Below are 12062 nucleotides of genomic sequence, written 5' to 3'. Positions count from 1 at the left end.
CAAGGAGGATACAGAGAATGAGACGATGCAGAACCCTCGCGGTACTGGTTCTGGTTACCCTGGCAGCGGGAGTTGCCTTTGGGGGTGGTCAGAAGGAGGATCGATCCAGCAGACTGGTGATAAACTCGAACCTGTCCGACCCGGCGCCACGGGCGGCCTTTGCCGAGGTGGTGGAACAGTTCCGAAAGGAAAATCCCGATCTGGACGTGGTGGTCAACACCTTCGATCACGAGGCCTACAAGACGGCGATCCGTAACTTTCTGGTGGCCGATCCCCCCGACGTGGCCCTNTGGTTCGCCGGGGAGCGGATGAAGTATTTTGTCGACCAGGGGCTTCTGGATGATATCAGCGATGTCTGGGCCGATAATGATCTTCATCGTGCCATGGCCTCGTCGAAGCTGGCCGCGACGGTCGATGGTCGGCAGTATGGGGTTCCCTGGGGATACTACCAGTGGGGCATATACTACCGGAAGGACATCTTTGCCGAGCACGACCTGGAGGTTCCCGAAACGTGGGATGAGTTTATCGCCCTGGGAGAGGTCCTGAAGAGTCAGGGTATCACCCCCGTTACGATCGGAACGCGCTACCTCTGGACCACGGCGGGGTGGTTCGATTATCTCAACCTGAGGATCAANGGCTACGAGTACCATATGCGGCTCATGGCTGGGGAAGCTTCGTATCTCGATCCCGAACTGGCCCGGGTTTTCGAGGTCTGGCAGGACCTGATAGATCGGGAGTTCTTTCTGGCGAATCACGCGAGCTACTCCTGGCAGGAGGCGCAGGCCCCGCTGATCAACGGCACCGCTGCCATGTACCTGATCGGGAACTTCATCATACCCGACATGGAAGCTGCGGGAATCGGCGACAAGATGGGGTTCTTCCAGTTTCCCGTGATCGACCCCTCTGTAGGGATCTACGAGGATGCGCCCACCGAGACCTACCATATTCCTTCGGGTGCCCGGAATAAGGAAGGGGCGCGGCGGTTTCTCGCTTTTGCGGCCCGTCCCGATGTGCTGGGGCAGTTTGCTGCGGCCACGGGTAATATTTCTCCCCACCGGGATTCTCCCCCGCCCCGGGATCCCTTCGTGCTGAAGGGGTTCGAGATGCTCAACGCAGCCGACGGGCTGGCCCAGTTCTACGATCGGGATACCAGCGAGGAGATGGCCCGCCACGGTATGGAGGGGTTCCAGGAGTTTATGGTGAATCCCGATCGGCTCGAGAGAATCCTCCAGCGNCTGGACAGACGGCGAGAGGAGATTTTCAGCCGGTGATCGCTGGCGCCNCCCGGCTGACGCTTGATGGATGATGTGACGGTTGATGCCGATAGTCGATGCCGGATGGCCTGCGCCGTCCGGCCTGGTGCCGACGGCCCATGCCGTGCGGGTGAAACACCGAAGGCTCCCTGGGGGGATACCCGGGTATCCCTCCCAGGGGGCCGGTTCCCGCTTCGGGTATCTTTCTGTTCTGTAGAGGTTATGTGTGAATAAAGATATCGAATACCGTTGGTTGCGTGCGCAGTACCGCTTCGCACCGGTTTATTTTCTTGCTCCGGCGCTCTTTCTTTTTACGGTCTTTGTGCTGTGGCCCGTGGTCCAGAGCTTCTGGATCAGCCTGCATCACTGGTCCGGCTTCGGACCCATGACCTGGGCGGGGCTTGCAAACTACGAGCGACTCCTGGGTGATGACCGCTTCCATATCTCTCTGGCCAATAATATCCGCTGGCTCGTGGTGATGATGCTGGCCCCCCTGGGAGGNCTCGCTCTGGCGCTCTTTCTGAATCAGAACATACGGGGAATACGGATGATCAAGTCCCTCTTCTTTTTTCCCTTCGTTATAAACCTGGTGGTGATCGGTCTCGTTTTTTCCTGGTTCTATAACCCCGATCTGGGGTTGCTCGCAGCGGTCTTTCGCTCTCTGGGGCTGAGGCCCATTCCCGTTCTGGCCCACGAGCGCCTTGCTACCTACGCCGTGATCGCGGCCAACCTCTGGCCCCAGACGGCCTACTGCATGATCCTTTACCTGACGGGGCTCACCAGCATGAACGCCCAGGTGGTGGAGGCCGCCCGCATAGACGGGGCTGCGGGGCTGAAGATGCTCTGGCACGTGATTATTCCGCAGTTGCGGGGGGCTTCTTTTGTGGCCTTCGTGGTGACGATCGTGGGGGCCCTGCGCAGTTTCGATCTTATTGCAATCATGACCGGGGGCGGCCCCTGGGGCCGGACCAACGTCCTGGCCTATCAGATGTACAACGAGGCCCTCTTTAATTTTAACATGGGCTACGGCGCGGCGATCGCCGTGGTGCTCTTTCTGATTATGTCGATCTTTATCGCCCTCTTTCTGCGGACAGTCGTAAAAAACGAGAGGTAATGCTGTGTTTCCAACACCGATAGAACGAACCCCCCGGATCGTGCGGGTGGTCTACCATCTGGCGGTTCCCCTGGTGCTTCTGCTCTGGCTNCTGCCCATGATAGCGATTCTGGTGACCTCCCTGCGGGGGAACCAGGATATCATCGCCGGGAATTACTGGGGGTGGCCCAGGGAGTTCCGGATGGTCCAGAACTACGCCGAGGTCTTCAACCCTGCCCGCAGCCCCATGGTGCGCTATTTTGTCAACAGTCTGGTTATTACCATCCCCTCGGTCTGTATGGCGATCTTTTTCAGCGCCATGGCGGGGTACACCCTGGCTATACACCGCTTTCGGGGGAGGATCCTCCTCTACGCGCTCTTTATCGCCGGCAACTTTGTCCCCTTCCAGATTCTGATGATTCCCGTGCGGACCATTTTTGGAAATCTGGGTCTCCTGGATACGCTCCGGGCGCTGATCATCTTTCATACCTCCTTTCAGATAGGGTTTGCCACCTTCTTTCTGCGTAACTTTATCGCCGATCTGCCCATTTCCCTGGTTGAATCGGCTCGCATGGAGGGGGCCTCCGAGATGGGGGNTTTCTTTCGGGTGATCCTGCCCCTGATTCGTCCGGCGCTGGCATCTCTGGGGGTTCTGCTCTTCACCTTTGTCTGGAACGATTTTTTCTGGGCCCTCACCCTTGTCCAGAGCGATGCTGCCCGGCCGGTCACCTTCGGGCTCCAGGCTCTGCGGGGACAGTGGTCTATCGCCTGGAACCTGATCTCCGCCGGGTCGGTGGTGGCTGCTCTCCCGTCGGTGCTGGTCTTCTTTGTGCTGCAGCGCCAGTTTATCGCGGGTCTCACCTTTGGAGGGGTAAAAGAATGAAGGATCTTTCCGGAACGGGCGGTTTGATCACCCTTCGGGAGGGTGACGGGGAGCGGCGGGGGCCGATCTTTTCCCTGCTCTGCGGCAGGCCCCTGCAGGGGGGCAGGCCGATACGGTACGAGCTGGAAGTGGTGGACGGCACCTGGGTCTCGTCCCGCTACTGGGGCCCCCACGAGGCGGGGGATCATCCTCTGCCGGGCCGGGCCGATTACATGACGACCCTCCCCTGGAGGTCCGGCGAGGGGCTCTTCTCACCGGATCTGCTGCCCCGGGAGTATCCCTCCTGGGGGACGGGGGAGCTGCGGGCCCCCGCCTGGATAGTCCGTCGTCCCGACGGCACCCGGGCGGGTTCCCTGGAATATCGGGGGTACGAAATATATCGGGACCCCGGGGAGATACACGCTCTTCGGCCCCGGGGGCTTCCCTGGGTGAGGCACCAGGATATGGAGGTGCTTCGGGTCGATTGCGCTGATCCTGCCGGGGGGNTAGAGGTGTCGCTTTTCTACGCCCTGGCCGGTGATATCCCGGTTCTTCTGCGGTGGGCCCGGATCACCAACAGCGGGAGCTCCCGGGTAGAGCTCGAGGCGGCGGCTTCGGCTTCGGTGGATCTGCCTGCCGGGCCCCTGGAGATGATTACCCTGAACGGTGCCTGGGCCCGGGAACGCTCCCTCCACCGAAGGCCCCTGGGGCCGGGGGTGCAGCTTGTGGAGAGCCGGGGAGGGGCGTCGGGGCATCAGCACGCTCCCTTTGTGGCTCTGGCCGAGCCCGGTTCCGGCGAGGATCGGGGAACCCTGTGGGGACTCTCCCTGGTCTACAGCGGCAACCACCGCCACCAGGTCGAGGTGGATCAGTACGGACAGGTGCGGCTCCAGGCGGGGATAAATCCTCTGGGATTCTCCTGGCGCCTCGACCCGGGGGAGTCCTTCGAGACGCCCCTCTGCCTGCTGGGTTGTTCCGATCGGGGGTTGAACGGGCTGAGCGAGGGGTTCCACCGCTTTGTCCGGGAGGCCCTTTTGCCACCGGCCTGGCGGGACCGGGACAGGCCCATCGTGGCAAATACCTGGGAGGCCCATTATTTCGATGTGAACGACGAGAAAGTGGCTGCCCTGGCCGGGGAAGCGGCCCGGGTGGGGGCGGAGCTGCTGGTTCTGGACGACGGGTGGTTTCGCGGCCGTCACGACGATACCTCGTCTCTGGGTGACTGGACCCCCGATGGGGAAAAGTTTCCCCGGGGTCTCCGGCCTGTGGCCGAGGCGGTGCACCGTCAGGGGCTTCGATTCGGCCTGTGGATAGAGCCCGAGATGGTGAGTCCCGGGAGCGATCTTTTCCGGGAGCATCCCNAGTGGGTCATGGGTATTGCCGGACGCCAGCCTACCCTGGCCCGGAACCAGCTGGTTCTGGATCTGGCGAATCCCCAGGTGGTGGATCACCTGATCGGGGTGATTCGCCAGATTGTTGGGTCAGCACCGATCGATTATCTCAAGTGGGACATGAACCGTTCCATGAGCGAGGCCGCCTCGGCTTCCCTTCCTGCCGATGGCCAGGGGGAGGTGATGCATCGCTACATTCTGGGGCTCTACCGGATTCTGGAGACCATCACGGAGGAGTTTCCCGATCTTTTGATCGAGGGGTGCGCCGGCGGCGGGGGTCGTTTTGATTACGGAATGCTCGCCTGGACCCCCCAGTTCTGGACGAGCGATCAGACCGATGCGATCGAGCGCCTCGAGATTCAGCGGGGTACGAGTATCCTCTTTCCCCCCGAGACGATGGGGGCTCACGTCTCGGCTGTGCCCAACCATCAGGTGGGGCGGGTCACGCCGGCTTCGCTTCGGGCGATCACGGCGTTGGCCTTTAACTACGGTTACGAACTCGATCTGGCCCGGGAGAGCGAGGAGGACCGGTGCGTCTACCGGAGCTTTTCCGAGCTCTACCGGAGGAACAGGAGGTTTTTCCGGAGGGCCCGTTTTGTCCGGCTGTGCCAGGGGGGCAACGACTGGGCCTGGGCGGCGATCGCTCCCGACGGGCAGCGGGCACTGGTNTTTTATGTGCAGGTCCTGGCCGGGGGAAACCCCGGTGTACGGCGACTGGTTGTGCCGGGGCTTGAGGAGGAGCGGAGCTACCGGGTGAGGGTCCTGGCGGGCTCGTCCCGGGGGGCGTTTCCCGGTCCCGTTTCGGGCGCGGCTCTGCGGGGGCAGGGGCTCGATCTGCCTCCAGCCCGGGGTGATTACCAGGGAACCCTCTGGGAGATCGTCTCATCGGGAGAAGAGCTTGGCAGCAAGGAACCACAAGGAGCGCATCGTGATTGATCTGGAAACACTTCGGCCCTGGGCGCGGCCCGAGTTCACCGGCCTGGGCCGTCTCCCCGGGCGACCGGCNCTGATTCCCCGGGACCGGATTTCCCTGGATGGAACGTGGGAGTTCGCGCTCTTCGGGACTCCCCGGGAAGCNCTGGAGCGGGCGGGGGCAATTCTNCTGACCCGGGATGGCCGAGGGAGCCACGATTCTCTGGAGGGGACGATTCCCGTTCCCTCAAACTGGACCCGCCAGGGCTTTGACAAACCCCACTATACCAATATTGCCATGCCCTGGCAGGAACCGCCGCCTCACCTGCCCGAGAAAAACCCCTGCGGACTCTANCAGCGATCCCTCTCGGTGCCCCGGGAATGGGAGGGGCAGCGGATGGTTCTGTACCTGGGGGGGGCCGAGAGCGTCGCCCTGGTCTGGGTGAACGGCGAGCTGGTGGGCATCTCCAAGGATTCCCGNATGGAGAGCGAGTTCGANATCACCGGGGCGGTGAATGCCCGGGGGCTCGAGGCGGAGCACCATCTGCTGATCATGGTTGTCCGCTACAGCGATGCCAGCTATATCGAGGATCAGGACCAGTGGTGGATGGCGGGGATTCACCGGAGCGTTCTGGTCTACGCAACGCCTCCCCTGTTTTTGCAGGATCTCTGTGCCCGGCCCGATCCCGGGGAGGAGNGTCTGCAGGTGGATCTGGAGGTAGGGAGGGCCCGAGAGGTTCTGCTTTGCAGGACGGATCGGGGTGAGGATCGCCCTGCCGAAGCGGTGCGCCTCCAGGCTCCCTCGTGCCGTGTGGAGGTTTCTCTCTTTGGCCCCTGCCGGAGGGACGGGGGCGAGGGATCTCTTCCGGATGGNGAGGCGCTCCCCCTGGTGGCCCGGGAGGTGCGGGAACTATCGGGTGTGTACGGCTCCGGAGGCCATCTCCAGGATGATCCCACCGGGGGAAACCGGGCCCGCCTGATTCTGGATGTTCCCGCGCCGACCCTCTGGTGCGCCGAGGAGCCCTACCTTTACCGTCTGGATGTAACCGTGGAGGGGGAGGGGGGCGATGCGCAGAGTTCCTCGCTCTGGACAGGGTTCCGGACGGTCTGTGTGAAGGACCGGGAGCTTCTGGTGAACGGAAAAGCGGTGCTTCTGCGCGGCGTGAACCGCCACGAGCACGATCAGGAGACGGGAAAGGTGGTGAGTCGGGAGAGCATGATCGCCGATATCGCCTTGATGAAACGGTTTCATTTTAACGCGGTCCGGACAGCCCATTACCCCAACCACCCCGACTGGTACGATCTGTGCGATCAATACGGGCTCTATCTGGTGGACGAGGCGAACATCGAGGCCCACCATTACTATAACGAGATCTGCCGTGATCCCCGATACGCGGCTGCCTTCCTGGATCGGGGTATGCGCATGGTCCAGCGCGATAAAAACCACCCCAGCGTGATTCTCTGGTCCCTGGGGAACGAGAGCGGGTACGGCCCCAACCACGATGCCCTGGCGGGATGGATTCGTCACGCCGACCCCACCAGGCCGCTTCATTACGAGGGGGCCCAGCGGGGCGAGTGGGGGCAGGGGAGGTATCACTTCTTCCGGGGGGCGGCGGCCTCCGATGTGATCGCCCCCATGTACGCCTCGGTGGAGGAGATCACCTCCTGGGCCGAGAGCGATGCCGGAAAGGCTGACCCCCGGCCCCTGATTCTCTGCGAGTATTCCCACGCCATGGGGAACTCCAACGGTGGCCTCGCCGATTACGCCGAGGCGTTTCACCGTGTTCCGGGGCTCCAGGGGGGGTTCATCTGGGACTGGATGGATCAGGGGCTTCTGGAGAGGACTCCCGGGGGAACTCCCTACTGGACCTACGGGGGAGACTACGNTGACGAACCAAACGACCGGGATTTTTGCATCAACGGCCTGGTCTGGCCCGACAGGGAGCCCCACCCGGCGATGTGGGAGTTCAGGAAGCTTTTCCAGCCCGTCTCGTTCGAGCTTTCCGGTGAGGAGGATTCATCCGTGGCGGGGGTTCGGACTGTGCGGATACGGAACGAGTACGATTTTCTCCCCCTCAGGAAGACCGCTCTGGAGTGGATTCTCTCCTNTCAGGGCGAGGAACGGTTCCGGGGGAAGCTCTCCCTGGAGCGGCTGGAGCCCGGGCAGTTCCGGGATGTTACCGTGGGCCGTCCCCTGACCGCTCCGGGTGAGATCGTTCTGACGGTGCGCCTCCTGAACGAGGAGGGAACCGACCTGGTTCCCCCGGGCCATCAGCTGGGGTGGGAACAGTGGAGTATCGGTGGGGAATGGNTGCCCCCGACCCTGAAAGATGCTCCTNCTCGGGCTCTTTCTCTTGTTCTGGACGACGGGGGGCAGCCCCGTCTCTCGCTGGACGGGGAAGACCTGCTGGCGGGGCCCCTGCCGGCCCTCTGGCGGGCGCCCACCGATAACGATCTGATTCGCGGCATGCCCGCTCAGGAGGAGAAGCCGGGAGAGATCTGGTATCGCTTCGGGCTGGATCGGGTTTCTGCCGAGTGGGAGCTCTCCCGTGAGGGAGGGAGAGAGGAGCTGCGCGGACTTCTGAGGAACTCCCGGGGAGAAGAGCTGGGGAGCGCGCAGCTCTTCCTGGGGCCTTGCTGCGGTGAGAACGGCCGGGCGGGGAATCCGGACTGGTACGAACTGGCCCTTTCCCTGGATCTTTCCGGGGAGATTCCCGACCTTCCCCGGGTAGGGTTTCGTCTGGATTTCCCCGGTTCCTACGACAGGGTCGAGTGGTACGGCCGGGGGCCCCAGGAGAGTTATCCCGACCGGTCTGCGGGATACCCCCTGGGGCTGTGGAAGAGTTCCGTGGCCGACCAGTACGTTCCNTACATCCTCCCCCAGGAGCACGGGGGGCACAGCGGAACCCGTTTCGTGAAGATCCTGGGGGGCGAGTCCGGAAAGGCNTTCCAGGTAGCCGCTCCGGCGGGGGAGAGTTTNCATTTTTCCGCNCTGGCTACGGCGCCGGAAGATCTCGACGAGCTTACGCACACCTGGCAGGTTACCCCCCGGGATCAGACGGTCCTGATCGTGGATCATTTTCACCGGGGGCTCGGCACGGGGTCCTGCGGTCCCGACTGCGCTCCCCGGTATCGCTGCCGGGGAGGGGCCTTCTCCTGGCGGGTCTACGTGAGGTTTTGCTGAAGCGNTTCCCCCGGACCGGCTCAGGGCCGCCCGGGGGAACCGCCCGCTGTCTCAGGGGGTCTGGTAGATCCGGCGGATCTCTTCCAGAGTCTCCGGTGAGCGGGCCGTATAGAGGCGTCCCCTGCTCTTCCAGAGGTTCGGGTCCCGGGGATCCAGAACCCAGTCCTGGTCNGTGACGGAGGGGCCCAGCGCNCGGCCATCGGCGAAGTGGATCAGAAAGCCCAGGTTCTGGAGCATGGGGATCGCCCCGGCCACGTCCCAGAGCCGGATTTTTGCGATGTAGGCAAGATAGTTGCCCTGAAAGAGGTTGGTCAGGGAATAGACCGCGCAGCCGTTCACCTGTATCGGGTTTGGTCCGGGAAAGCGGGTGGTACGGGCGATCTCGTGGGGCAGGGCCACCATTCCCCCCGGACGGTAGGGCCGCTCCGGCGCTGCCAGGGGCTGGAGGTTTTCGAAGGCCCATCCCCGGGGATCCCGGGGGCCCTGCTCGTAGAGAACGAGACCCTTCCGGGTAATGAAGAGCTCCCCCGAGCAGGGGAGGAAGATCGCCCCCTCGGCGAAGCGTCCTTCCAGGAGGAGCCCCAGGGAGATGCCCCAGGAAGGGAGGTGGTTCGCGTAGGGAGCGGTCCCGTCGATGGGGTCCACCACCCAGGTGGCTCCNCGGAAGAGGTTCTCCCGGGTCCGGGCGTCCAGTTTCTCCCAGGTCTCTTCNCCCAGGAGGGTTGTACCGGTCTCCGGGGAGGGCCGGAGTTGNTCCGTAAAGAACTGTTCNATCTCCCGGTCGGCAGCGGTAACCAGGGAGTGGTCGGCCTTGTATTCTGTTGCCGGGGCCTCGAAATGGCTCAGGGCGATCTTCCCCGCCGCCACCATGAGGTCCCGGATTTCCTCAATTTTCCAGAGTGTGTCCGTGTCTGTCATGGCGCCATTCTTCTCTATCGGTCGGGCTTTGGCAAGGTCGGGCCTCTGGCAGGCGCGGGCTTTGGCAAGGACTCCCTGGTCTGGTAGAATCGGTGCCATGAAAAGCTCCAGCGGGGAACAGGCCGGAATCGACTCCTCAATTTTCCAGAGTGTGTCCGTGTCTGTCATGGCGTCATTCTTCTCTATCGGTCGGGCTTTGGCAAGGTCGGGCCTCTGACAGGCGCGGGCTTTGGCAAGGACTCCCTGGTCTGGTAGAATCGGTGCCATGAAAAGCTCCAGCGGGGAACAGGCCGGAATCGACGGCTACGACGACATTCACGAAAATTTGCGCTACTGGATGAACGAGCTGGTGGGGGCTNTNCCCTCAGGGGGGGCGGTGATCTACGATATCGGCGCCAACGACGGCGAGCTCACCCTGCCCTTTGCACGGAACCCCCATCGGGTGATCGCCTTCGAGCCGGGNCGGGCTGCCCGGGAACGGCTGCTCCGGCGGGTTTCCTCCCGGGCAGATCTGGAGGCCTTCACCCTTGTGCCCTGCGCCTTGGGAGCGCGGGCAGGGAAGGCGATGCTCCAGATCTACAGNGATGACACCTTCTCGTCCGTCCACGCGAGACCCCGCGAGGATCTGCAGCGGTACGATCTCGCCGTGACGGGGCAGGAAGAGGTGACGGTGTTGCCTCTGGATGGTTTCACCGGCCTCCTTCGTCAGGATTCCGGGGGGGGCGGGGAGCACGATTCCCGTCGGCAGGGGCCTTTGGGGGAAGCCCTGGCGGGAATTCTGAAAGAGGCGCTCCCCACCCTGGAGGGACCGCCCCTGCCCCCGCCCGATGTGGTGAAGATCGATGTGGAGGGCGCCGAGCGGGCGGTTCTGGAGGGCGCCCTGGAGACGCTTCGCGAGGCGGCCCCGGCCGTGGTGATGGAGTATTCCTGCATCAATACGGCCCACGCCGGNTACGACCGCAGCGAACTTCTGGAGCTGCTGCGCCGTGCCGGATATCACCAGATCTTTGGACTCTACCGGAACAGTGACCGGCGGCTCTACGGGGAGGAGACCTTCGGGGACTGTCGCATCTGGAATATCATCGCCNTTTCCGGGCGCTTCGCCCCGCTTCTGGATCGCGCCGGGATCGGCCGGGTGCTGCCCTCATGAGGAACCTGCCCCCGGCGCCCTCGCCCGCGATCAGCGTGATCGTTCCTGCTCTGAACGAGGCCCGCTACCTTCCGGTCCTGCTTGACAGCCTGGAGGAACAGGATTTTTCCGATTACGAGGTGATTCTGGCCGATGCCGGCTCTACCGACGGGACGGCAGAGTACGCCCGGAGCAGAAAATGCCGGGTTGTTCCCGGGGGGATGCCCGCTGCGGGGCGCAACGCCGGTGCTGCCGTGGCCAGGGGAGAGTTCTTTTTCTTCGTCGATGCCGATGTGCGGTTGCCCCCGGGGTTTCTGCGGAGGGCCCACGAGGAGATCGAGGAACGGTTTATCGATTTTGCCACCTGCGAGGCGAGACCCCTCTCGGAGGTTTCGCTGGACAAGTTGCTCTTCAGTTTTGCCTCGACCATAACCCGCCTGACCCTGAGAACGGAGCCCCGCTCCTCGGGGTTCTGCATCATCGTGAGCCGGCGTCTCTTCCGCCGCGTGGGAGGGTTCGACGAGACGATCCGTCTGGGCGAGGACCACGCCTTCGGCAGGGCTGCGGTAAAATACCGGCCCCTGGAGTTTCTTGCCTCGGTCTGGGCCGAGGTAAGCGTGAGGCGCCTCGAGAAGGAGGGGCGTCTCGCCTACGCCCTGAAAGCGATCCACACCGACCTGCACAGGCGCTGGGTGGGGGAGATTCGCGACGACTTGATCGAGTATGAGTTTGCCCGGTACGACGAGCTCCCTGTGGCGGGCGAAGAGGCCCCCGGTGAGACGATCCTGGCCAGGCTCGACCGGTTCCTGCTGCAGGCCGACGAGGGAATTACCGCCCTGATAACCAGCGTCAGGAACCGCGAACGCGACGATGCCAGGGACGAGAGCGAAGCGGACCGGGCTCTGCGAGAGCGTCTGCACGCACAGTTCCGGCAGATCTCGCTCCAGTTACGCCGCCGTCTTCGCCGCCGCCGGGGGAAACGCCCCTAGCCCGGTTCTTCCCCGCCCGGGGTGTTCTTCGACGAAGAAGCCAGCTTGAGCTCCCCCGTGGCGCGGAGGATCTCCTCGATCTGGGAGTGGTTCACGTCGCTCACNCTGGAGATGTCGCCGATGGCGGCGCTGATCTGCTCCACGCTGGTGATGATCGTGTCCATGGCGTCGCGCGAGCGCAGGGTGATCTCGCTCACGTTCCGCATGGCTGTGAGCATCTGGTCGTTCCCCGATTTCATCTCTCCCGATCCGCCCTGGACCGAGACGGTCATCTCCCGCATCTGCGTCAGGGCCTCGAGAATCTCGCCGCCCCCGGCGCGCTGCTCCTCCA

Annotated in this window: 8 protein-coding genes; 7 read left to right on the top strand and 1 reads right to left on the bottom strand. The window is 63.5% G+C overall.

Features of this window, described 5'->3' with window-relative positions; all coding sequences use genetic code 11:
* Window positions 1-17 precede the first annotated feature (17 nt).
* The 5 genes from B071_RS0113690 to B071_RS17835 all read left to right on the top strand — a co-directional run bounded on the left by B071_RS0113690 (window position 18) and on the right by B071_RS17835 (window position 8695).
* Window positions 18-1271, top strand: a complete 1254-nt coding sequence (locus B071_RS0113690; protein WP_018527635.1) for an ABC transporter substrate-binding protein — start codon at window positions 18-20, stop codon at window positions 1269-1271.
* 367 nt (window positions 1272-1638) lie between these two features.
* Window positions 1639-2367, top strand: a complete 729-nt coding sequence (locus B071_RS0113685) for a carbohydrate ABC transporter permease (protein ID WP_438829740.1) — start codon at window positions 1639-1641, stop codon at window positions 2365-2367.
* Window positions 2368-2464: 97 nt separating this feature from the next.
* The gene (locus B071_RS0113680; protein WP_438829739.1) at window positions 2465-3229 is read left to right on the top strand and encodes a carbohydrate ABC transporter permease; all 765 of its coding nucleotides are present in this window, start codon (window positions 2465-2467) and stop codon (window positions 3227-3229) included.
* Window positions 3226-5535, top strand: a complete 2310-nt coding sequence (locus tag B071_RS17840) for an alpha-galactosidase (protein ID WP_018527632.1) — start codon at window positions 3226-3228, stop codon at window positions 5533-5535. Before B071_RS0113680 ends, B071_RS17840 begins: the two co-directional genes overlap by 4 nt.
* The gene (locus B071_RS17835) at window positions 5450-8695 is read left to right on the top strand and encodes a glycoside hydrolase family 2 TIM barrel-domain containing protein (RefSeq protein ID WP_083914998.1); all 3246 of its coding nucleotides are present in this window, start codon (window positions 5450-5452) and stop codon (window positions 8693-8695) included. Before B071_RS17840 ends, B071_RS17835 begins: the two co-directional genes overlap by 86 nt.
* A 51-nt stretch (window positions 8696-8746) precedes the next feature.
* On the opposite strand, the gene B071_RS0113665 is transcribed toward B071_RS17835, so the two are convergent.
* The gene (locus B071_RS0113665; RefSeq protein ID WP_438829738.1) at window positions 8747-9565 is read right to left on the bottom strand and encodes an inositol monophosphatase family protein; all 819 of its coding nucleotides are present in this window, start codon (window positions 9563-9565) and stop codon (window positions 8747-8749) included.
* Between the two features lie 313 nt (window positions 9566-9878).
* Here B071_RS0113665 and B071_RS0113660 point away from each other — a divergent pair, with 313 nt between their 5' ends.
* Complete coding sequence (locus tag B071_RS0113660; protein ID WP_018527629.1) at window positions 9879-10763, top strand: FkbM family methyltransferase; 885 nt, start codon at window positions 9879-9881, stop codon at window positions 10761-10763.
* Window positions 10760-11731, top strand: a complete 972-nt coding sequence (locus B071_RS17830) for a glycosyltransferase (RefSeq protein ID WP_018527628.1) — start codon at window positions 10760-10762, stop codon at window positions 11729-11731. Before B071_RS0113660 ends, B071_RS17830 begins: the two co-directional genes overlap by 4 nt.
* Window positions 11732-12062: the final 331 nt, after the last annotated feature.

Source organism: Alkalispirochaeta alkalica DSM 8900, assembly GCF_000373545.1.
Classification (GTDB): Bacteria; Spirochaetota; Spirochaetia; order DSM-27196; family Alkalispirochaetaceae; genus Alkalispirochaeta; species Alkalispirochaeta alkalica.
The sequence above is the reverse complement of the archived record's forward strand: the minus strand, read 5'-3'. Positions and strand labels throughout refer to the sequence as shown.